General features: G+C 70.3%; 22 protein-coding genes, 3 tRNA genes and 1 pseudogene. 8 read left to right on the top strand and 18 right to left on the bottom strand.

Going from position 1 to position 21,032, the window contains the following annotated elements:
• Nucleotides 1–5: 5 nt before the first annotated feature.
• The 4 genes from ACIBLA_RS00130 to ACIBLA_RS00115 all read right to left on the bottom strand — a co-directional run bounded on the left by ACIBLA_RS00130 (nt 6) and on the right by ACIBLA_RS00115 (nt 1,018).
• Nucleotides 6–458: a MaoC family dehydratase N-terminal domain-containing protein gene (locus ACIBLA_RS00130; protein WP_363240260.1), complete on the bottom strand. Its 453-nt coding sequence runs from the start codon at nt 456–458 to the stop codon at nt 6–8.
• A gap of 118 nt (nt 459–576) precedes the next feature.
• Entirely contained in the window at nt 577–741 is a 165-nt protein-coding gene (gene rpmG, locus ACIBLA_RS00125) for a 50S ribosomal protein L33 (protein WP_003956487.1), read from the bottom strand.
• Nucleotides 742–825: 84 nt separating this feature from the next.
• A tRNA-Met gene (locus ACIBLA_RS00120) sits at nt 826–898 on the bottom strand.
• Nucleotides 899–945: 47 nt separating this feature from the next.
• Nucleotides 946–1,018 (bottom strand) — tRNA-Thr (locus tag ACIBLA_RS00115).
• A gap of 307 nt (nt 1,019–1,325) precedes the next feature.
• Here ACIBLA_RS00115 and ACIBLA_RS00110 point away from each other — a divergent pair.
• Both ACIBLA_RS00110 and ACIBLA_RS00105 read left to right on the top strand, forming a co-directional pair.
• On the top strand, nt 1,326–2,615 hold the full coding sequence (locus ACIBLA_RS00110) for an amidohydrolase family protein (protein WP_399197381.1): 1,290 nt from the start codon (nt 1,326–1,328) through the stop codon (nt 2,613–2,615).
• 72 nt (nt 2,616–2,687) lie between these two features.
• Nucleotides 2,688–3,347, top strand: a complete 660-nt coding sequence (locus ACIBLA_RS00105) for an SDR family oxidoreductase (protein WP_399197380.1) — start codon at nt 2,688–2,690, stop codon at nt 3,345–3,347.
• A 59-nt stretch (nt 3,348–3,406) separates the two neighbouring features.
• On the opposite strand, the gene ACIBLA_RS00100 is transcribed toward ACIBLA_RS00105, so the two are convergent.
• A tRNA-Tyr gene (locus tag ACIBLA_RS00100) sits at nt 3,407–3,488 on the bottom strand.
• Nucleotides 3,489–3,714: 226 nt separating this feature from the next.
• Here ACIBLA_RS00100 and ACIBLA_RS00095 point away from each other — a divergent pair.
• On the top strand, nt 3,715–4,203 hold the full coding sequence (locus ACIBLA_RS00095; RefSeq protein WP_164252294.1) for a YajQ family cyclic di-GMP-binding protein: 489 nt from the start codon (nt 3,715–3,717) through the stop codon (nt 4,201–4,203).
• A 107-nt stretch (nt 4,204–4,310) separates the two neighbouring features.
• Entirely contained in the window at nt 4,311–4,970 is a 660-nt protein-coding gene (locus tag ACIBLA_RS00090; protein ID WP_399197379.1) for an alpha-ketoglutarate-dependent dioxygenase AlkB family protein, read from the top strand.
• Between the two features lie 26 nt (nt 4,971–4,996).
• Here ACIBLA_RS00090 and ACIBLA_RS00085 read toward each other — a convergent pair whose 3' ends face one another.
• The 13 genes from ACIBLA_RS00085 to ACIBLA_RS00025 all read right to left on the bottom strand — a co-directional run bounded on the left by ACIBLA_RS00085 (nt 4,997) and on the right by ACIBLA_RS00025 (nt 16,668).
• Nucleotides 4,997–5,266, bottom strand: a complete 270-nt coding sequence (locus ACIBLA_RS00085; protein WP_363240264.1) for a GlsB/YeaQ/YmgE family stress response membrane protein — start codon at nt 5,264–5,266, stop codon at nt 4,997–4,999.
• 323 nt (nt 5,267–5,589) lie between these two features.
• Nucleotides 5,590–5,982, bottom strand: coding sequence for a YccF domain-containing protein (locus tag ACIBLA_RS00080; protein WP_399197378.1), 393 nt, complete (start codon nt 5,980–5,982; stop codon nt 5,590–5,592).
• The gene (htpX, locus tag ACIBLA_RS00075; protein WP_363240266.1) at nt 5,979–6,842 is read right to left on the bottom strand and encodes a zinc metalloprotease HtpX; all 864 of its coding nucleotides are present in this window, start codon (nt 6,840–6,842) and stop codon (nt 5,979–5,981) included. The genes ACIBLA_RS00080 and htpX overlap by 4 nt, the downstream gene beginning before the upstream one ends.
• 188 nt (nt 6,843–7,030) lie before the next feature.
• On the bottom strand, nt 7,031–8,602 hold the full coding sequence (locus ACIBLA_RS00070; protein ID WP_399197377.1) for an NADH-quinone oxidoreductase subunit N: 1,572 nt from the start codon (nt 8,600–8,602) through the stop codon (nt 7,031–7,033).
• Nucleotides 8,599–10,179: an NADH-quinone oxidoreductase subunit M gene (locus ACIBLA_RS00065; RefSeq protein ID WP_363240291.1), complete on the bottom strand. Its 1,581-nt coding sequence runs from the start codon at nt 10,177–10,179 to the stop codon at nt 8,599–8,601. The genes ACIBLA_RS00070 and ACIBLA_RS00065 overlap by 4 nt, the downstream gene beginning before the upstream one ends.
• A gap of 27 nt (nt 10,180–10,206) precedes the next feature.
• Nucleotides 10,207–12,213, bottom strand: a complete 2,007-nt coding sequence (locus ACIBLA_RS00060; RefSeq protein ID WP_399197376.1) for an NADH-quinone oxidoreductase subunit L — start codon at nt 12,211–12,213, stop codon at nt 10,207–10,209.
• Nucleotides 12,210–12,608, bottom strand: coding sequence for an NADH-quinone oxidoreductase subunit NuoK (gene nuoK, locus ACIBLA_RS00055; protein ID WP_399197375.1), 399 nt, complete (start codon nt 12,606–12,608; stop codon nt 12,210–12,212). Before nuoK ends, ACIBLA_RS00060 begins: the two co-directional genes overlap by 4 nt.
• On the bottom strand, nt 12,608–13,183 hold the full coding sequence (locus ACIBLA_RS00050) for an NADH-quinone oxidoreductase subunit J (RefSeq protein WP_399197374.1): 576 nt from the start codon (nt 13,181–13,183) through the stop codon (nt 12,608–12,610). Before ACIBLA_RS00050 ends, nuoK begins: the two co-directional genes overlap by 1 nt.
• The gene (locus ACIBLA_RS00045) at nt 13,180–13,755 is read right to left on the bottom strand and encodes an NADH-quinone oxidoreductase subunit I (protein ID WP_363240271.1); all 576 of its coding nucleotides are present in this window, start codon (nt 13,753–13,755) and stop codon (nt 13,180–13,182) included. The genes ACIBLA_RS00050 and ACIBLA_RS00045 overlap by 4 nt, the downstream gene beginning before the upstream one ends.
• On the bottom strand, nt 13,756–14,724 hold the full coding sequence (locus tag ACIBLA_RS00040; protein WP_363240272.1) for a complex I subunit 1 family protein: 969 nt from the start codon (nt 14,722–14,724) through the stop codon (nt 13,756–13,758). It lies immediately after the preceding gene.
• Nucleotides 14,721–15,665 carry an NADH-quinone oxidoreductase subunit C gene (locus tag ACIBLA_RS00035; protein ID WP_399197373.1) on the bottom strand — a complete coding sequence of 315 codons (945 nt, stop codon included), beginning with the start codon at nt 15,663–15,665 and terminating at the stop codon, nt 14,721–14,723. Before ACIBLA_RS00035 ends, ACIBLA_RS00040 begins: the two co-directional genes overlap by 4 nt.
• Entirely contained in the window at nt 15,665–16,276 is a 612-nt protein-coding gene (locus ACIBLA_RS00030; RefSeq protein ID WP_363240273.1) for an NADH-quinone oxidoreductase subunit B family protein, read from the bottom strand. The genes ACIBLA_RS00035 and ACIBLA_RS00030 overlap by 1 nt, the downstream gene beginning before the upstream one ends.
• Nucleotides 16,267–16,668, bottom strand: a complete 402-nt coding sequence (locus ACIBLA_RS00025; RefSeq protein ID WP_363240274.1) for an NADH-quinone oxidoreductase subunit A — start codon at nt 16,666–16,668, stop codon at nt 16,267–16,269. Before ACIBLA_RS00025 ends, ACIBLA_RS00030 begins: the two co-directional genes overlap by 10 nt.
• A 256-nt stretch (nt 16,669–16,924) precedes the next feature.
• Between ACIBLA_RS00025 and ACIBLA_RS00020 the strand changes: the two genes are divergently transcribed.
• The 4 genes and pseudogenes from ACIBLA_RS00020 to ACIBLA_RS00005 form a co-directional block, all read left to right on the top strand.
• A complete protein-coding gene (locus tag ACIBLA_RS00020; RefSeq protein WP_399197372.1) occupies nt 16,925–18,136 on the top strand; it encodes a sensor histidine kinase in 1,212 nt (403 codons plus the stop codon).
• Nucleotides 18,137–18,366: 230 nt separating this feature from the next.
• A complete protein-coding gene (locus ACIBLA_RS00015) occupies nt 18,367–19,683 on the top strand; it encodes a sensor domain-containing protein (RefSeq protein WP_363240276.1) in 1,317 nt (438 codons plus the stop codon).
• A 187-nt stretch (nt 19,684–19,870) separates the two neighbouring features.
• Complete coding sequence (locus ACIBLA_RS00010) at nt 19,871–20,542, top strand: response regulator transcription factor (protein ID WP_363240277.1); 672 nt, start codon at nt 19,871–19,873, stop codon at nt 20,540–20,542.
• Nucleotides 20,543–20,826: 284 nt separating this feature from the next.
• Nucleotides 20,827–21,032: pseudogene (locus ACIBLA_RS00005) on the top strand (2-oxoglutarate ferredoxin oxidoreductase subunit alpha); the annotation flags it as partial.

Genomic DNA, 21,032 nt, shown 5'->3' with positions numbered 1-21,032 from the left:
CGTCATCACTCCCCCTCGGCGCCGCGCGCCACCAGCTTGGTCCAGGCGGTCACGACGTGCGCGCCCGCCTCGTCGTGCACGTCGCCGCGGACATCGAGGATGTCGTTCCCCGCCATCGACTTGATGCCCTCGATGGTCGAGGTGACGGTCAGCCGGTCGCCCGCCCGTACGGGACGGGTGTACGCGAACTTCTGGTCACCGTGCACGACCCGGCTGTAGTCCAGCCCGAGCTGCGGATCCGCGATGACCTCACGCGCCGCCTTGAAGGTGATCGCGAAGACGAAGGTCGGCGGAGCGATCACGTCGATGTGGCCGAGCGCCTTCGCCGCGTCCGGGTCGGCGTACGCGGGATTGGCGTCACCCACCGCCTCGGCGAACTCGCGGATCTTCTCCCGGCCGACCTCGTACGGCTCGGTCGGCGGATAGGTCCGCCCGACGAAGGACTGGTCGAGCGCCATGGACTCGTTCCCTCCTGATGAGACTGCCCTGATGAATGGTGCACAACTATGTATCGGGCACGACAAACGACGCGAGGCCGCCCCCCGTTAAGGGGACGGCCTCGGGTGTGAGCCTGGTTCAGCGCGTTTCGCGGTGAGCTGTGTGCGAGTTGCAACGAGGGCAGTGCTTCTTCATCTCAAGACGGTCCGGGTTGTTGCGCCGGTTCTTCTTGGTGATGTAGTTCCGCTCCTTGCACTCCACGCAGGCCAGCGTGATCTTCGGGCGGACGTCGGTGGCAGCCACGTGAGTGCTCCTGGACAGATTGACGGGTTAACGCATAAAAGAGTAGCCGATCGAAGGACCGTCCCTACCATCGGCTACCGTGTGTAGCGGTGACCGGACTTGAACCGGTGACACAGCGATTATGAGCCGCTTGCTCTACCGACTGAGCTACACCGCTGTGATGTCGGATCCCCTCGCCCGGAGGCGAGGAGCGCCGTACACCAGAGCCCCAATACGGAATCGAACCGTAGACCTTCTCCTTACCATGGAGACGCTCTACCGACTGAGCTATTGGGGCGAGCGATGAAGACATTACACGGTCCGTCGCCGATCGCCCAAATCCGTTTCGGGGTCTCCCGCCCGCCTCTCGTCCCACCTGTCCCATCCGTCTCGGATCCGTCCCGGAAGGCTTCCGGGAGGCCGTCGGACGGGCGTTCGGGCGGGTGTGGGGACGGCGTGGGAAAGGGGCTCGGAGGCCGTTCCGTACACCAGGAGAAGCCACGCCGGTATGACTATTTCCTTCCTCCTCGAACCCCGCGCGGGGCGCCTCTAGGCTCGACGCACGCTGCGTGATCTTGCACGCCACAGCCCCACCCAGGAGCGCGATGCCCGACAGCCAGCCGCCGCAACCACAGCCGCAGCAGCCGTCGCAGCCGCAGCCCTCGTTCGGCGCCACGGCGAACGCCACCGCGCTGCTGCTGCGCGGGGCGCGGCTCACCGACGGCCGCGTCGTCGACGTACGGCTGAGCGGCGGCCGTATCGAAGCCGTCGGCACGGCCGGCAGTCTCATCGCGCTCGGCGGCTGCGTGGACCTCGACGGGTATCTGCTCCTGCCCGCCCCCGCCGAGCCGCACGCGCACAGCGACACCGCGCTGAGCGCCGTCGCGCCGGACGGGCCGGTGTCGTACGACCCCGACGACGTGCAGCGTCGCGCGACCGAGGCCGCGCTGCTCCAGGTCGGACACGGCGCGACCACGCTGCGTACGCATGTGCGGATCGGTGACGCGCAGGAGTTGGCTCCCATGGGGGCGGTGCTCCAGGCGCGGCGTTCGCTGCGTGGACTGGGCGATCTGACGGTCGTCGCCGTCCCGCGCCTGCTGACCGGGGTCGCCGGCGCCGACGGGCTCGCGATGCTGCGGGACGCGGTGAAGATGGGCGCGGGGGTGGTGGGCGGCTGCCCGGACATCGACCCCGATCCGACCGGCTACGTGGAAGCGGTGCTGGCGGTCGCCGCCGAGCACGGCTGTCCCGTCGACCTCCATACGGACGGCGGCGACCCGGCCCGGCTCGCGCGCCTCGCGGCGATGGCGGGCGGGCTGCGGCCCGGCGTCGCGATCGGGCCCTGCGCGGGTCTGTCCCGGCTGCCGGGGGACGCGGCGGGGCGGGCCGCCGACCAGCTGGCGGCGGCGGGTGTGACGGTCGTGTGCCTGCCCCAGGGCGGCTGCGGCGGTGTCGAGCAGCAGGGCGTGCAGCGGGGCGTGGCGCCCGTACGGCTGCTGCGTGCCGCCGGGGTGCGGGTGGCGGCGGGCGGCGGCGCCGTACGGGACGTCGCGAACCCGGTGGGACGCGGGGATCCGCTCGAGGCGGCGTATCTGCTGGCCTCCCAAGGAGAACTGCGGGCGACGGAGGCGTACGAGACGGTGAGCACGGCCGCGCGGGAGGCCATGCGGCTGCCCGAGGTACGGGTGGAGGCGGGCTTTCCGGCCGAGTTGCTGGCGGTGCGCGGGGAGCGGCTGGAGGGGGTGCTGTCGCTGGCGTACAGCAGGATCGTCATTCACCGGGGCCGGGTGGTGGCCCGGACGAACGCCGTGCGGGAGTACTGCGACTCGGCGGTGGCCGTCGCGCTGGACCTGCCGAGGCAGGGCCGGCAGGGGCGCCCGGAATCGGCGCCGTGAGTGGCGGGACGCGCTCCTCCTACGGAGGTGGCGTGTGAGCGGTGACGGCCCGTCGGACGTACGGTCGTAAGCATGCGAATTGTCATCGCCGGAGGACACGGTCAGATCGCGCTGCGGCTGGAGCGGTTGCTCGCCGCACGCGAACACGAGGTCGCGGGCATCATCCGCAAACCCGGACAGGCGGAGGATCTGAGGGCGGCGGGCGCCGAACCCGTCGTGCTCGACCTGGAGTCGGCCTCACCGGACGAGGTGGCGGCGGCCCTGCGGGGCGCGGACGTGGCGGTCTTCGCGGCCGGGGCGGGGCCGGGCAGTTCCACGGAGCGCAAGGACACCGTCGACCGGGGCGCGGCGGTCCTCTTCGCCGACGCGGCGGAACAGGCGGGCGTACGGCGCTATGTGATCGTCTCGTCCATGGGCGCAGACCCGGCCCAGCAGGGCGACGAGGTCTTCGACCACTACCTGCGCGCCAAGGGCGCGGCGGACGCGTACGTCCTGGCCAAGCCGGCTCTCGATGTGACGGTGCTGCGCCCGGGGATGCTCACGAACGACGCGGGCACGGGCCAGGTGAACCTCGCGCCGTCGACGGGCCGTGGTCCGGTGCCACGGGACGATGTGGCCGCGACACTCGTGGAGTTGGTGGAGACGACCGCGACGGTGGGCCTGACGCTGGAGCTGATCAGCGGGACGGTGCCGGTCGCGGAAGCCGTGAAGAACGCGGCGTCGTCCACCTGAGGGATACGAAGAAGGCCCCCGGTCCGCGTCTCCGCGGGCCAGGGGCCGTCCGTTCCGTGTGGCGGCGCCAGGATTCGAACCTGGGAAGGCTAAGCCGGCGGATTTACAGTCCGCTCCCATTGGCCACTCGGGCACACCGCCATGGGATGTCGCCGTGGGGTGGACGCTGTGTGCGCCGCTCCGTGGCAACGACGTAAACGATACCCGATACGCGGGGGTGCTCCGCCACCGGATTGATCAGGCCGGGAGGGGGCCGGGATGACTAGGCTTTGCGGCAGCGGGCCGGGAGCCCGGCCGTAGTTTCGGCATCAGTTGCGGCGGCAGTCGCAGCACTCTTTCCAGTACCCGATCCAAGGAGCCACAGGACATGGCCGACTCCAGTTTCGACATCGTCTCGAAGGTCGAGCGGCAGGAGGTCGACAACGCCCTCAACCAGACCGCGAAGGAGGTCTCCCAGCGGTACGACTTCAAGAACGTCGGAGCCTCGATCGCCTGGTCCGGCGAGAAGATCCTTATGCAGGCCAACACCGAGGAGCGGGTCAACGCGATCCTCGACGTCTTCCAGTCCAAACTGATCAAGCGGGGCATCTCGCTGAAGGCGCTGGACGCGGGCGAGCCGCAGCAGTCCGGCAAGGAGTACAAGATCTTCGCCTCCATCGAGGAGGGCATCTCCCAGGAGAACGCGAAGAAGGTCGCCAAGATCATCCGCGATGAGGGCCCGAAGGGCGTCAAGGCGCTCGTGCAGGGCGACGAGCTGCGGGTCAGCTCGAAGAGCCGGGACGATCTGCAGGCCGTACAGGCGCTGTTGAAGGGGCAGGACTTCGACTTCGCGCTGCAGTACGTGAACTACCGCTGACCGACGGGCGGGCAGGCGGGCACGGCAGGGCACAACGGGGGCGGTTGGCCGGGACTTCTCGGCGGCGGCCCTCGTTGCGTTCTTACCGGCGTGGGGTGGGGTGGGGCATGAGTGGGGAGTTGTTTCCGCGGGCGCGGGCCGTCGTCGCCGACGGGGCAGTGCATGTGCCGGGGTGGCTCACGGCGGAGCGGCAGCGGGAGTTGGTGGAGGCGTGCCGGGGGTGGGCGCGGGGGCCGGTGCCGCTGCGGCACACCACCCTGCCCAACGGGGGCGTGATGTCCGTGCGGACGGTCTGTGTGGGGTGGCACTGGCAGCCGTACCGCTACACCCGTACCGCCGGGGACGTGAACGGCGCGCGGGTCGCGCCGTTTCCGCAGTGGCTGGTGGAGTTGGGGCGCGCGGCTGTCGACGAGGCGTACGGGGAAGGGGCCGGGGCCGGCTACGCGCCGGACACCGCGCTGGTCAACTTCTACGAAGGCGGCGCCAAGATGGGCATGCACCAGGACAAGGACGAGAAGTCCGGGGCGCCCGTGGTGTCGCTGAGCATCGGCGACAGCTGCGTCTTCCGCTTCGGCAACACGGAGACGCGGACGCGTCATTATACGGATGTCGAGTTGGCGTCCGGCGATCTCTTCGTCTTCGGCGGGCCGTCCCGGCTCGCGTTCCACGGCGTCCCCGAGGTGTATCCGGGGACCGGCGACCCGGCGAGCGGGATGCGCGCCGGGCGGCTGAACATCACGCTGCGGGAGACGGGGCTCGGGGGCTGAGCCGTGGTTGGTCGCGGCTGGTCGCGTCAGCGGGAGCGGGAGTGGCCGAAGAGGAGGCGGTAGACGATCAGCAGTACGAGTGAGCCGCCGATCGCCGCCGCCCAGGTGGCGCCGTCGTAGAAGTCCGTGGTGATCGGGCGGTCCAGCCAGCGGGACGATATCCAGCCACCGATGAAGGCGCCCGCGATACCGATCAGCGTCGTGCCGACCAGGCCACCCGGGTCCCGGCCGGGCAGAAGGATCTTGGCGACGGCTCCGGCGAGGAGTCCGAGGACGAGCCAGCCGAGGATGGTCATGGCGGGAACCTGCCTTTCGTGCGGTGTCCACACGGAAGACGCCCGTGGGGTCGGCCGCGGTTGCGGAGGCCGGTGGGGTGGGGCGTACGACACAGCGGACTACGTCGCACGCGGGGGCGTCTTCGACGCCGTGTTATCCCGGCAGCCCGTCGACTACCCCTGTACGGGCGGGACATACGTGGGCGCGTGATCATGTGTGGCGGACCGCTCGCGGCGGCTCGGCCTCCGTACAGAGGCCGAGGCGGCGGTCGGGCTCGGGGCCGTGTCGGGTCGCCCGGCCCGACGGTCGTGTGAGGTCGGTGGCAGCGCTCAGATCAGTGATGTCACCAGCCCGCGAACGCCTCGTCCGTACGGACGATGTCGCGGCCGAAGGGCAGCAGCGAGACCGGGATCATCTTGAAGTTCGCGATCCCCAGCGGGATGCCGATGATCGTCGCGCAGAGCGCGATTCCGGTGAAGATGTGGCCGAGGGTGAGCCACCAGCCGGCCAGGACCAGCCACAGCACGTTGCCGACGAACGACGGTGATCCCGCGTCGGGGCGCTCCACCGTCGTGTAGCCGAACGGCCACAGTGCGTACCGGGCGATTCGGAACGAGGCCACCCCGAAGGGGATACCGATGACCGTGATGCACAGGAGCAGTCCCGCGAACACGTAGCCGAGGAACAGCCAGAAGCCGCTCACAACCAGCCAGATGATGTTGAGGATTGTCTTCATGGTCGGCCACCTGCCATCCGTTCTAGTCGGGCGATCCGCTCCGCCATCGGCGGATGCGTGGAGAACATCCTCGATACACCCTGTCCGGGCCGGAACGGATTGGCGATCATCAGGTGACTCGCCGTCTCGATCCGTGGCTCTGGCGGCAACGGCAGCTGTTTCGTCCCTGCTTCAAGCTTACGCAAGGCGCTGGCGAGGGCCAGCGGGTCGCCGGTGAGCTGGGCGCCGGACGCGTCCGCCTCGTACTCCCTCGAACGGCTCACGGCGAGCTGGATCACCGAGGCCGCCAGCGGGCCGAGGAGCATCACCAGCAGCATGCCGACGATGCCGGGGCCCTCGTCGTCGTCCGAGCGGCCGATGGGGATGAGCCAGGCGAAGTTCACCAGGAACATGACGACCGAGGCGAGGGCGCCGGCGACCGAGGAGATCAGGATGTCGCGGTTGTAGACATGGCTCAGCTCATGGCCGAGGACCCCGCGCAGCTCCTGCTCGTTCAGGATCTGGAGGATCCCGTCCGTGCAACAGACCGCCGCGTTGCGGGGGTTGCGGCCCGTGGCGAACGCGTTGGGGGCCTGGGTCGGCGAGATGTAGAGCCGTGGCATCGGCTGTCGCGCGGTCGTGGACAGCTCGCGGACGATGCGGTAGAGCTCCGGTGCCTCGAACTCGCTGACCGGGCGCGCGCGCATGGCGCGCAGGGCGAGCTTGTCGCTGTTCCAGTACGCGTACGCGTTCGTGGCGAGCGCGACGACGACCGCGACGATCAGCCCCGTCCGGCCGAAGATGCTGCCGATGACGATGATGAGTGCGGACAGTCCCCCGAGGAGTGCGGCGGTCCTCAACCCGTTGTGCCGGCGGTGCACGGAACGCCCTCCAAATCGTGCGGCAGGGGAACCCTTTACGTGATGCTTCTCCACTCTCCAGTGGACCCTTCCTCACTGGTCAACGCCAGGCGAGGGTCACGGGTTCCCTGGCGCGCCCGCACGGGGGTATACGCCGTACGAGTGGCGGTGGGGACGGGTGGGACGGGCTCCGGGGCCGGGCGCGTGCCTCAGAAGAGGCTTTCGGCGGCGAAGCGCAGAACGAGCTGGGGCGCTCCCGACAGGGCGGCGCCCGCGGCGGTCGTCAGGCCGATCGCGGCGATCACCGGGGCCGGGGCGGCAGGGAGGCGCGCGGGCCGCAGGGCCGGTTCGGGTTCGGCGGCCGGGGTCTGGGCCGTCTCCGGGGCGTGGAAGAGGGCGGCCGTCCATTGGAGGTAGTAGTAGAGCGCGATGACGACGTTGAGGGCCATCACGACGGCCAGCCAGCCGAGCCCCGCGTCGACGGCGGAGGAGAAGACCGTGACCTTCGCGAAGAGGCCGACGATGCCGGGCGGCAGTCCCGCGAGGCAGAGCAGGAAGAAGCCCATGGCGAGCGCGACGAGTGGCCGCTCGGACGCGAGGCCCCGGTAGTCGGAGAGGCGGTTCAGGGGCTTCGTACGGGCCACCAGGGCGGCCACGGCGAAGGCGCCGAGGTTCACGACGGCGTACATCAGGGCGTACGCGACGGTGGAGCCGATCTGGTCCGTGCCGGCGTACGCCGCTGCCGCGATCGGCACCAGCAGATAGCCGGCCTGGGCGACGGACGACCAGGCGAGGAGGCGTACCGCGCTCCACGCGCGCGTGGCCGACTGGCGCAGCGCGGCGACGTTGCCGACGGTCATGGTGAGCGCCGCGAGCACCGCGACGGCCGGGCCCCAAACGTCGGAGTGGCTGGGGAAGGCGATGACCGTCACCAGGATCAGGCCGGAGAATCCGACGGCCTTGCCGACGACGGAGAGGTACGCCGCGATGGGCAGCGGCGCGCCGATGTAGGTGTCGGGGACCCAGAAGTGGAAGGGCGCGGCGGCGGCCTTGAAAGCGAAGCCGACAAGGGTCAGGGCGACGCCCGCCGATGCGAGGGTGTCGAACTTTCCGGGGACGTCGTCGAGCCGGCCGGCCAGCTCGGTGAGATGCAGGGTGCCGGTGGTGGCGTACACGAAGCTGACGCCCAGCAGCATGACGGCGGTGGCCGTGACGGAGGAGAGGAAGAACTTGAGCGCCGCCTCGGACGAGAGGCGGTCGCCGCGCTTGAGGCCGACGAGGGCGAAGGCGGGGAGTGTGGCGACTTCGAGGGCGACGACGAGGGTCGCGAGGTCGCGTGCGGCGGGCAGGAGGGCGGCGCCGGCCGCCGAGGAGAGCAGCAGGAACCAGAATTCGCCCGGCGGGAGCTTCTTGCCCGCGCCGAGTTCGGTGATCGAGAGCAGCGCGGTCAGAAGCGCGCCGCCGAGTACCAGGAGCTGGATGACGAGCGTGAAGTGGTCGACGGTGTAGCTGCACACGGCGGCGTCGGCGTCGGCGGTCAGGCAGAAGGTGGACCGGTCGCCGGCGCGGAGCGGGATGAGCAGCAGGAGCGCGGCGGCGAGGCCGGCGATGGAGAGGGCGCCGAGGAGCGGTTTACGGCGTTCCGGGACGAACAGGTCGGCGACCAGGACGATCAGCGCGACGGCGGCGGTGAGGGCCGGGGGTGCGATGGCGAGCCAGTCGACGGACTGGACGAGGCCGGCGGCGCTGTCGGCGGCGCCCTGGGCAGCGGCCACGATCACGACTTGCCTCCTGCGAGAAGCTTCTGCACGGCCGGGTCGGTGAGGCCGAGGAGAACGGCGGGCCAGAGTCCGGCGAGGACGGTGAGGGCGACGAGCGGGGTCCAGGCGGCGAGTTCGTAGCCCTGGACGTCGGCGAGTTCGGGCGTCGCGTCCCGCTGGTCCTTCGGCTCCACGGCCTGCTGGGGGTGCGCGCCCATGCAGACGCGGCGGACCACGATCAGCAGGTACGCGGCGGTGAGCAGCGTGCCGAAGCAGGCGATCGCGGTGAAGGTGATGAAGGCGGGGCGGCTGAGACCGTCGGCGGGATCGAAGGCGCCGAACATCGCGAGCATCTCGCCCCAGAATCCGGCGAGTCCGGGCAGGCCGAGGGAGGCGACGGCGGCGAAGGCGAGCAGTCCGCCGAGGCGCGGTGCGCGCCCGTACAGCGCCGCGCCGGTGGCGCCGGCGAGGGTGTCGAGGTCGGCGGTGCCGTAACGGTCCTTGAGCGCTCCGACCAGGAAGAAGAGCAGTCCGGTGATGAGGCCGTGGGCGACGTTCGCGAACAGCGCGCCGTTGACGCCGGTGGGGGTCATGGACGCGATGCCGAGCAGCACGAAGCCCATGTGGCCGACGGAGGAGTACGCGATCAGGCGCTTGAGGTCGCCGCCGGCGCCCCGGCGGGCGAGGGCGAGGCAGGCCAGGGAGCCGTAGATGATGCCGACGACGGCGAAGGCGGCGAGGTATGGCGCGAAGATCCGCATCCCGTCGGGTGCGATCGGCAGGACGATACGGACGAACCCGTACGTACCCATCTTGAGCATGACCCCGGCGAGGAGGACCGATCCGACGGTCGGGGCGGCGGTGTGAGCGTCTGGGAGCCAGCTGTGCAGCGGCCACATCGGGGTCTTGACCGCGAGCCCGATCCCGATCGCCAGAACGGCTGTGACCTGCACGAATGTACTGAGCCCACGGCCGTTGTCAGTGCCGAGTGCCACTATGTCGAATGTGCCCGCGTGCAGCCCGACGAGCAGCAGGCCGAGCAGCATGACCACGGAGCCGAGCAGCGTGTAGAGGATGAACTTCCAGGCGGCGGCCTGCCGTCCGGCACCGCCCCAGCGGGCGATGAGGAAGTACATGGGGATGAGCACCATCTCGAAAGCCAGGAAGAAGAGCAGCAGGTCGAGGACGGCGAAGGTGGCGAGGGTGCCGGATTCGAGGACGAGCAGCAGGGCGACGAAGGCCTTCGGGGAGGGGCCTGTCGGGGGCTTGAAGTAGCTGTAGAGCGCGCAGAGGAAGGTCAGCAGCGCAGTCAGGACCAGAAGGGGGAGAGAGATGCCGTCGATGCCGAGATGGATGCGCACGTCGAGTGCGGCGATCCAGCTGATGTCCGTCGTGGCCTGCATCCTCGACGGCTCGTCGTGGTCGAAGCCGAGCGCGAGGACGATCGCGGCGATGAGGATCGCGCCGGTCACGGTCACGCCGTGGCGTAGTACGGCCTGGTCGGGGCTTGTGCCCCGGAGTCCGGGCGGGGCGGGGAGCAGCGCCGCCGCAGCGCCCAGCAGGGGGGCGACGACGATGAACGCGAGAAGGAACTGCATCACGGACGTGCTGATATCGATCACGGCTCACGCTCCGGCGGCGACGAGTACGGCGGCGATCGCCAGGACGACCGTTCCGGCGAGCAGGGCGCCCAGGTAGGTCTGCACATTGCCGGTCTGCGCGCCGCGTACGGCGGTGCCGAGCCAGCGTGTGCCGGTGCCCGCTCCGCGTACGTAGGTGTCGACGACCTCGCGGTCGAGGAAGCGGACCAGCCGGGCCGCGCCCTGGACCGGGCGTTGGAACAGGACGCGGTAGACGGCGTCCAGGTGGAAGCCGGCGGCGGCGTGCGGGTGGAGCCTGCCGAGCAGTAGCCGGCCGGGGTCGGCGGGGTCGGGGGCCGAGGCGATGTTGCCGTAGGCGGGGATGTGGCTGGCGATGGCCTCGATCTCGGCGAGGGCGGGCTCGGCGTCCGGATGCGCGGCGACGGCGCCCATGGGGGTGCGGGCGGCGAGTGCCGTGGTGTGGCTCCAGGCGCCGTAGGTGACCAGTCCGCCGACGAGGGCGACTCCCGTGCCGAGTACGGCGGTGGTGACGGTCGGGGCGAGGCTTTCGGCGCCCAGCCAGGGGGCGATGAGACCGACGGTCACGCCGAAGGCGAGCGAGGGGACGGCGAGTATCCACAGGACGGCGTTCATCGACAGCGGCTGCTTGCCGTGGTCGGCCGCTTCGGCTCCCCGGCCCCGGAAGGCGAGGAGCCACAGGCGCGTCGCGTAGGCGGCGGTGAGGAGGGCGGTGAGCAGGCCTGCGACCAGCACGGTCCAGCCGGCGAAGACCGGGGCGGTGTCGGAGTCACCGAGCGCGGTGTGCTCGGCGGCGACGAGGACGGCTTCCTTGGAGAAGAAGCCCGCGAAGGGCGGGATGGCGGCGAGCGCGAGCAGCGCGATCGTCATCGTCCAGAAGGCGTCGGGGACACGTTTGGCGAGGCCGCCCATCCGGGACATGGCAGCGAGCGAGTTGGTGCCGGCGGCGTGGATGATCACACCGGCGCCGAGGAAGAGAAGCGCCTTGAAGGCGCCGTGCGAGATGAGGTGGAAGACGGCCGCGCCGCGGTCGCCCACGGCCAGCGCGCCCGACATGTAGCCGAGTTGGCCGATGGTCGAGTAGGCGAGGACGCGTTTGATGTCGTCCTGGGCCAGAGCGGCGATGGCCGAGCCGACCATGGTGATGGCGGCCATCACGGCGAGCACCACTAGGGCAGCCGCCGAGGCGGCGAAGACGGGAAGGAGACGGGCCACGAAGTAGACACCGGCGGCGACCATCGTCGCCGCGTGGATCAGCGCGGAGACGGGGGTGGGGCCGGCCATCGCGTCGGGCAGCCAGGTGTGCAGCGGGAATTGGGCCGACTTGCCCGCGACGCCGGCGAGCAGCAGCAGCGCGATCACGGTGGGGTGGTCGAGCCCGCCGTTCCCGACGGCCTGGAGGACGCCGGTGATCCGGAACGTACCGGTGTCGACGGCGAGCGCGAACAGACCGAGCAGGAAGGGGACATCGCCGAGCTTGGTGACCAGGAAGGCCTTCAGGGAGGCGGCGCGTGCCTCGGGTGTCTCCCAGTAGTGGCCGACGAGGAAGTACGAGCAGATGCCCATGATCTCCCAGCCGACCAGCAGCACCATCAGGTCGCCGGAGTAGACGACGAGCAGCATCGCGGAGGTGAAGAGGGAGACGAGCGCGGCGTACGAGGGGTAGCGCGGGTCGTCGCGCAGATAGCCCGTGGAGTAGATCTGCACGCAGGTCGCAACGACGCCGACCAGGATCGCGACGAGGGCGGCGAAGCCGTCGATGTACAGGGCGAGATCGATCGGGACCGAGCCGGTGGGGGTGAGTTGGGTCGCGGCGTCGATGGGTGCGCGGGTGCCGCCGTGACCGTTGCTCTGGCGTACGGCGACGATCGCGGCGAGTACGGCGGCGGTGAGGGGCGGCAGCACGGCCAGGGGCCGGACGAATCCGGGGGCCGTACGGCCCAGGAGCAGTCCGGCGACCGCGCCGAGGAACGGCAGGAGGGGGACGAGGACGGCGAGGGTGGTCGTGGTCACGCGGTGGCCTCAGCCTTCTTTGCCCGTGCGGCGGCTTCGGCGTCGGCTCCGGCTCCGGCGGACTGGGCCGCGGCTTCGTCCGTCGCGTCGCTCTCGACGCTGTCGCGGAGCCGGTCGACGTCCGAGGTGCCCCGGTTGCGGTAGACCATCAGGACGATCGCCAGGCCGATGCCGATCTCGGCGGCGGCGATGGCGATCACGAAGAGGGTGAGGGCCTGGCCCGCGTGCAGGGTGTCGCGCAGCCACACGTCGAAGGCGACGAGGTTGAGATTGACGGCGTTGAGCATCAGCTCGACGGACATCAGGACGAGGATCGCGTTGCGGCGGGCGAGTACCCCGTACAGACCGGTGCAGAACAGCAGCGCCGCGAGCACGGCCGGATAGGCGAGATGCATCAGCGCTGCTCCTTGCCGCGAGCGGCCTCGCTCTTGCGGGACAGGACGATCGCGCCGATGAGCGCGGCGAGCAGAAGGACGGAGAGTGCTTCGAAGGGCAGGACCCAGTGCCGGAAGAGGAACTGGCCTGACACCTCGGTGGATCCCTGGGCGGGGCCGTCGAGACGGATCCAGGTCGTACGGAACGCGTCGACGACGACCCACACCAGCGCGACGGCGGCGGTGAGCGCCACCGCGAGCGCGACCCACCGGTTCTCCGAATCCGCGTCGGGGGAACGGCCGATGGGGGCCTTCGTCAGCATCAGCCCGAACAGAAGGAGGACGACGACGGAACCGACGTAGATGAGGACCTGTACCCAGGCGATGAACTCGGCCGTCAGCAGCAGGTATTCGACGGCGAGGCCGCCGAGCGCGACGACGAGCCACAGGGCGGCGTGCACCAGCTGCTTGGTCGTGACGGTGATGACGGCCGCGCCGAGGGTGACGAGGCCGACGAGGAGAAAGGCGATCTCGACGCCGGTCGGGGACAGGAAGCCGGGGTGGGCGGCGAGGGGAGCCGCCGCGAGGGGGGTCATTCGCCGTCCTCCCGTTCCTGGGGCGCGGCTGCCGCGGCCTCTGCCGCCTCAGCGGCGGCGAGTTTGTCGGCCGTCTTGCGGGCGGCGGCGATCTCCTTCGGTTCCTCGGCGCCCGGGTCGAGGGCGGGCGGGGCCGGCACGGTCCACATCCACTCGCGGAGTTTGTCGCGCTCGTGGGTGAGTTCCAGGATGTCCGTCTCCGCGTACTCGAACTCCGGTGACCAGAACAGCGCGTCGAAAGGACAGACCTCGATGCAGATACCGCAGTACATGCAGAGCGAGAAGTCGATGGCGAACCGGTCGAGGACGTTCCGGCTGCGCTCCCGACCGCCGGGAGCCGCGGCCGGCAGCGTCTCCTTGTGGGAGTCGATGTAGATGCACCAGTCGGGGCACTCACGGGCGCAGAGCATGCAGACCGTGCAGTTCTCCTCGAACAGGCCGATCACGCCACGGCTGCGGGGCGGGAGTTCGGGCTGGGTGTCCGGGTACCGCGCGGTGACGGTCTTCCTGGTCATCGTACGAAGAGTGACGGCCAGCCCCTTGGCCAGGCCGCTACCGGGGATCGGAGGCACTTACTGGATCACCACCTTGACGATGCCGGTGAGGGCGATCTGGGCGAGGGCGAGCGGGATGAGCACGGTCCAGGCGAGCTTCTGGAGCTGGTCCTCGCGCAGCCGCGGATAGCTGACGCGCAGCCAGATGACGACGAAGGCGAGGAGGAAGGTCTTGAGGAGGGTCCAGAGCCAGCCGAGGTCGTCACCGCCGAACGGGCTGTGCCAGCCGCCGAGGAAGAGGACGGTGGTCAGTCCGCACAGGACGACGATGCCCGCGTACTCGGCGAGCAGGAACAGCGCGAACCGCAGGCCGGTGTATTCGGTGTAGGCGCCGAAGATGATCTCGGAGTCGGCGACCGGCATGTCGAAGGGAGGGCGCTGGAGTTCGGCGAGCCCGGCGACGAAGAAGACGAGGGCGCCGACGATCTGCCAGGGCACCCACCACCACTCGAAGGCGTCGAGGATGCCCGGCAGGGAGACGGTGCCGGCCGCCATCGCGACGGAGGCGGCGGTGAGCAGCATCGGCAGTTCGTACGCGAGCAGTTGGGCGGCCGTGCGCAGACCGCCGAGCAGGGAGAACTTGTTCGCCGACGCCCAGCCGGCCATCAGCGACCCGAGAACGCCGACGCCCATCACAGCGAGCACGAAGAAGATCCCCGCGTCGACGACCTCCCCGACCGCGCCCTCCTGGGGGCCGATCGGGATCGCGACCAGTACGAGGAGGTAGGGCAGCAGGGCGACGGCCGGGGCGAGTTGGAAGACCCGGCGGTCGGCGTCGGCCGGGACGATGTCTTCCTTCTGCGCGAACTTCACACCGTCGGCGACGAGTTGGGCCCAGCCGTGGAAGCCGCCGACGTACATGGGACCGAGGCGGCCCTGCATATGGGCCATGACCTTGTGCTCGGTCTGCCCGATGACAAGGGGAAGGACGAGGAATGCGGCGAAGACGATGACCAGCCGGATGGCGACGTCGAGCACGTCGTTCACGCGTCTCCTCCGGGGCCGTCGTGGGGTTGGCCACCGTGTCCGGGTGGCGTCTCCGGCTCGGGGGGCACGTCGGCCTCCGGAGTCGGCTCGGCCTCCGGCATCGGCGTCGGCGTCGGCTCGGCCTCGGGCGTCGGCTCGGCGTCCGGCGTCGGCTCGGTCTTCGGCGTGACCGACGGCTCCTGTGCGGGCTCTCGTCTCCGCTCGGCGGAGTCCGGGCCCGCCGTGCGCCAGGGGGCGTCCGTGGAGGCGGGTGGCTGTTGGCTCGTGGAGCCGTCCGTGGCGCTGCGGGTGCGGCGGGGCGGTCGGTCCCCCGATGCGCGGGGGGTGCGGGCCGGGCGGGCGGGGGCCGGGGGGAGTTGGCCCTTGAGCGGGCCCCATTCGTTCGGGTCCGGGACGCCCGGAGGGAGCATCTGGCGGCGCTTGGGCCCCCCGTGACCCGGCGCGGACTCCCCCGGCTCCTTCGCGCCCGGCCAGGCCTTCGCGACGCGGGCCGCGAGGACGAAGTCCTTGCGCAGCGGGTGGCCCTCGAAGGTCTCGGGCAGCAGCAGATGCACCAGGTTGGGATGGTCGCTGAAGGTGACGCCGAACATTTCGTACGTCTCGCGCTCGTGCCAGCCCGCGCCCGCGTAGACCCCGACGGCCGTGGGCAGTTCGGCCGCCTCGTGCGGGACGGTCGTACGGACCAACAGGCGCCGTACGGCGCCTGGTTCGACCGAGGCGACGTGCGCGGCGACGCGGAAGCCGGTGCCCGGTTCGTCGACGGCGCTCAGCCAGTCGAAGTAGGTGCACCCCAGGGCGTCTCGGGCGGTTTCGAGCGCGGTCAGCCAGGAGGCGGCGGGGACGTCGACCGTCAGGAGGTCGTACGCGCGCTCCGCCGTGGCGTCCGCGCCGAAGATCTCGGCGACGGAGTCCGGCAGGCTGTCGTACGCGTCCGAAGTCATCAGGTGCTCTCCCCCGGCGTCGGCGGGGCCGCGACCAGCCCGCTGCGCAGCGCTGCCGTGCTGGGCCGCTGCCCCTCGGAGCCGTAACGCTTCCCCAGCGACTCGCGGGAGATCTTCTCCTGGAGCTTGAGGATCCCCTGGAGCAGCGCCTCGGGACGCGGCGGGCAGCCCGGTACGTAGACGTCGACCGGGATGATCTGGTCGACGCCCTTCGTGACGGAGTACGAGTCCCAGTACGGGCCACCGCAGTTGGAGCAGGCGCCGAAGGAGATCACGTACTTGGGCTCGGGCATCTGCTCGAACAGCCGCTTCACCGCCGGTGCCATCTTGTCCGTCACCGTGCCGGACACGACCATCAGGTCCGCCTGGCGCGGGCCGGGGGCGAGAGGGATGACGCCGAGCCGGATGAAGTCGTGCCGGGCCATCGAGGCGGCGATGAACTCGATGGCGCAGCAGGCGAGTCCGAAGTTGAAGACCCAGAGGCTGTAGCGGCGGCCCCAGTTGAGGACCACCTTCATCGGCTGCGGCGCCAGGCGGGAGAGCACGCCCAGGCGTTGCGGGTTCGGCAGCTCGACCGGTGCGTGGTCGGGCGCGGCAGGGGTCACGTCCATTCCAGGACGCCCTTCTTCCATGCGTAGAGCAGTCCGACGGCCAGGAAGCCGAGGAAGATGAACATCTCGACGAGCGTCGTCGCGCCGTATCCCGGAGCCGCGAAGACCGTCGCCCACGGGAAGAGGAAGATCGAGTCGACGGCGAAGATGACATACAGGAAGGCGTAGACGTAGTAGCGGACCTGGGTGTGTGCCCAGCCCTCGCCCACCGGGTCGACGCCGCATTCGTACGTAAGCAGTTTCTCGGGCGTCGGTACCACCGGCCGCAGCAGCCGGCCCGCCCCGAAGGCCACGGCGACGAAGAGTACGCCGACGACCACGAGCAGTCCGACCACCGAATAGCTCTGGAAGTACTCCGACGCGAGAACGGTCGTTTCCGGCACGTCCGTCAACCCGCCCCTCGCTCCGCCGATCGGTGTTCCTGAGATTCCCGGTCCGTGATCTGTACGGACGGGAGTCTAGGCCCTGCTAAAGGGACCGTAAGCAGTCGGTTCCGCATCAGTCATGGCGGGGTCATGACCAGATCCCGCACCGGCCGGTTCCGGTGCTGGTCGCGCCGCTTTTCGGGGCGTGGTGGGGTTATCCCCACCCCGGCTCCCCCAGCCACCCCATGGCGTGGGCTGCCACGGCCGTGCAGGCTAGGGGCTTATGAACGCCCGCGACAGCCTCCCCGACGACGACCGGCCGCTGCCGGCCCCACGTTTCGCCTTCGGACGGCAGACCTGGAAGGAGATCGCCCATCTCCTGGCCAATCTGCCGGTCTCGATCGCCGGCTTCGTCTATGTCGTGGTCGTCGTGCCCACCGGTGCCGCCCTGTCCGTCACCGTGATCGGCCTGCCCTGGCTCACCGCCGGCCTCGCCGGCGCCCGGCTGCTGGGCAAGGCGGAACGGGCGCGGGCGCGCGCCCTGCTGGGCGTCCGGATCGACGAGCCGAGTCCGCTGCGCGGCCGGAACCGCCGCGAGAGGCGCGCACGCGGTTCCGAGGGGTTCTTCTCCTGGCTGTGGACGGGGCTGAAGGACCCGGTGGGATGGCGGACCACGCTGTACGAGTTCATCCGGCTGCCGTGGGGGATCCTGACCTTCGCGATCACCACGGTGAGCCTGTTCGTCCTGTGGCCGGTGCTGCCGCACATCGCGCGCGGGCTGACCAATGTGGACCGGGCCATGGTGCGCGGGCTGCTGTCACCGTCGGACGAGTTGGAGCGCCGGATCGCGGAGCTGGAGTCGGACCGGGGTGTCGTCGTGGACACGGCCGCCGCCGATCTGCGCCGTATCGAGCGCGATCTGCACGACGGTGCGCAGGCCCGGCTGGTGGCCCTGGCCATGGGGCTCGGCCTCGCGAAGGAGAAGCTGCTGGACGACCCGGAGACGGCGGCGAGCATGGTCGACGAGGCGCACGGCGAGGTGAAGCTGGCCCTCCAGGAGCTGCGCGACCTCGCGCGGGGCATCCACCCGGCGGTCCTCACGGACCGGGGCCTGGACGCGGCGCTGTCCTCCGTCGCCTCCCGCTGCACCGTCCCGGTCAAGGTGGACGTCGAGCTGGCCGAGCGGCCGGCGGCGGCGATCGAGGGCATCGCGTACTTCACCGTCTCGGAGCTTCTGCAGAACGTCAGCAAGCACAGCGGGGCGCGCATGGCCAGCGTCGAGGTGTGGCGCGCGAAGGACCGGCTCCTGATCCAGATCCAGGACGACGGGCGCGGGGGCGCGCGGCTGGACGGCGGAAGCGGTATGGCGGGCCTGGCGGAGCGGCTGGGGGCCGTCGACGGGCTGTTCGTGATCGATTCGCCGGTCGGGGGTCCGACGGTCGTCACAGCCGAACTCCCGTGGCGCGAGCGCGAGCGCGACGGTGACCGGTCCTGAGCGGTCCTGTCCGGAAGCCGACAGAAGACGACAGAAGACGACAGAAGCCGGCGGAAGTCAGCGGAAGTCGCGCCAACACGGGTACGGGGCGGCGTAAAACCGCACCACCGGGGTGGGGAAAACCCCAGGGCGTACTCGGATACTCCCCTCATGGTGCGGGCGCGGCCGACGGATCAGCATGGGGATACGACCTGAAGGACGACCGCCCCGCTCGCAGAACGGACGACACGATGGCCATCGATTACGGCGTGCGCACAGAGCCACAGCGCCACACCCTTCCTCCGGCACTGCGCGCTCCGTTCGAGGCCCGCATGGTGAAGGAGTTCGTCTATCTGCTCCTCAACCTGCCGATGGGCATCCTCTTCTTCGTCTACGTCGTGACGACGCTCTCGGTCAGCGCGGGGCTCCTCGTGACCTTCCTCGGCATTCCGCTGCTGGCCGCCGCGCTCATCGGCTGCCGGGGTCTGGGCGCGGTCGAGCGGGTGAGGGCACGGGCGCTGCTGAATCTGGACGTCGCGAGCCCGCTGCCGGTGCGGGGGGAGAAGGCCGGAGTGATGTCCTGGGTCGGCGCGGTGCTCAAGAGCGGGGTGTCCTGGCGCCATGTGCTCTACGGCTTCCTGCACTTCCCGTGGGCGCTGTTCTCGTTCGTCACGTCCGTGACCTTCGTGGTCACCGGCTGGAGCCTCTTCCTCTATCCGCTGTGGCAGTGGGTCTTCCCCGCGTATCTGAACCAGGACGGCATCGCGATCTTCAGCGACGGCTCCCGTGATTTCTATGTGGACACCCCGTTCGAGATAGCCGCCACCAGCGTCGTGGGTCTCGTCCTCGTCCTCGCCTCGCCGTGGCTGGTGCGTGGACTGGCCGGTGTGGACCGGCTGTTGGTGGCCGGTCTGCTCGGCCCGTCCCGGCTGGCGACACGCGTCTCCGAGCTGGAGTCGGACCGCGGGGTCGTGGTCGACACCGCCGCCGCGGACCTGCGCCGTATCGAGCGCGATCTGCACGACGGTGCGCAGGCCCGGCTGGTGGCCCTGGCCATGGACCTGGGGCTGGCGAAGGAGAAGCTGCTGGCGGACCCGGAGGCGGCGGCGCGGATGGTCGACGAGGCGCACGGCGAGGTCAAGGTCGCCCTTCAGGAGCTGCGCGACCTGGCGCGGGGCATACACCCGGCGGTCCTCACCGACCGGGGCCTGGACGCGGCGCTCTCCTCCGTCGCCTCCCGCTGCACCGTCCCGGTCCAGGTCGAGGTCGATCTGGACTCCCGCCCGGCGGCGGCGATCGAGGGCATCGCGTACTTCACCGTCTCGGAGCTGTTGCAGAACGTGAGCAAGCACGCCCAGGCCGGGCGCGCCTCGGTGGACGTGTGGCGGATGCAGGACCGGCTGATGCTCCAGGTCTCGGACGACGGCCGGGGCGGCGCGAACACCTCGTCGGGCAGTGGTCTGGCCGGTCTCGCGGAGCGGCTCGACGCGGTCGACGGGATCCTGGTCGTCAACTCGCCGGTCGGCGGGCCGACGACGGTGACGGCGGAGCTGCCCTGGCGGAAGTAGGACAGAGGACGCCAGACGTACGAGACGCGGCTGCGGCGCACCGGACATCGTCCGGTGCGCCGGAGTCGTGTCTATCGCTTTGATCAGTTCCCGGTGGGTGGGCGCATGCCGATACGAATACTGGGATGCTGGGACCGCAGGGCGGACGCGGAGCGCGTCCGCACATCGACATGGGGGCGACACGGCCGTGGAGGACAGGGTACGAGTGGTCATCGCCGAGGATTCGGTGCTCCTGCGGGAGGGCCTGACCCGGCTGCTGACCGATCTCGGGCATGACGTCGTCGCCGGTGTCGGGGACGGCGAGGCGCTGATCAAGACCGTCGGCGATCTGGCCCGTGAGGGCACGGCGCCGGACGTGGTGGTGGCCGACGTACGGATGCCGCCGACCCACACCGACGAGGGCGTCCGGGCGGCGGTCCAGCTGCGCAAGGAGCATCCGGGCATCGGCGTGCTGGTGCTGTCCCAGTACGTGGAGGAGCAGTACGCGACGGAACTGCTCGCGGGCAGCAGCCGAGGGGTCGGCTATCTGCTCAAGGACCGGGTGGCCGAGGTCCGGGAGTTCGTGGACGCGGTCGTCCGGGTGGCGAGGGGCGGCACCGCGCTGGACCCCGAGGTGGTGGCGCAGCTGCTCGGCCGGAGCCGTAAGCAGGACGTGCTGGCCGGTCTCACCCCGCGAGAGCGTGAGGTGCTGGGCCTGATGGCGGAGGGCCGGACGAATTCGGCGATCGCCAGACAGCTGGTCGTGAGCGACGGCGCGGTGGAGAAGCACGTCAGCAACATCTTCCAGAAGCTTGGCCTGTCGCCGAGTGACGGAGATCACCGCAGGGTGCTGGCGGTACTGACGTATCTCAACTCATGACCGGCGGACGGCGGTGCTGAGCACCGGGGTCAGTCGCGGCCATCTGGTGGGCACGCGACGGGTCCTAGTCCAAAAGACTGACTTCATATCGGTACAGACAGGGATAAACACAGAGCGCCCGGGGGCGGATAAAACATGGCAAATTGCCACAAGAAAGCGTCTCAAAATGACGTCCACCATGCGAGCGGTCAAGGGAAGGCGACCCTTACCGACGTAGGGTGGCCCCTGGGCGTGCCGGTCGTGCCGGCCGGCCCCAGCAGCCGCCTCCAGGGAGGTCCAGTTCAGTGACCAGCCAGGTCAGTAGCCCAGCCGAGCACGCCGACGAGGCTGGCGACACGAATGAGTCCGTCGTCGGCGACCAGCGCACCGTGCCCGGCACGCCCGGCTCGAAAGAAGTCCGTCGTCTGGATCGGGTGGTCATCCGTTTCGCGGGTGATTCCGGTGACGGTATGCAGCTGACGGGTGACCGGTTCACGTCGGAGACGGCGTC

Source organism: Streptomyces sp. NPDC050433 (assembly GCF_044458565.1).
Classification (GTDB): domain Bacteria; phylum Actinomycetota; class Actinomycetes; order Streptomycetales; family Streptomycetaceae; genus Streptomyces.
The sequence above is the reverse complement of the archived record's forward strand: the minus strand, read 5'-3'. Positions and strand labels throughout refer to the sequence as shown.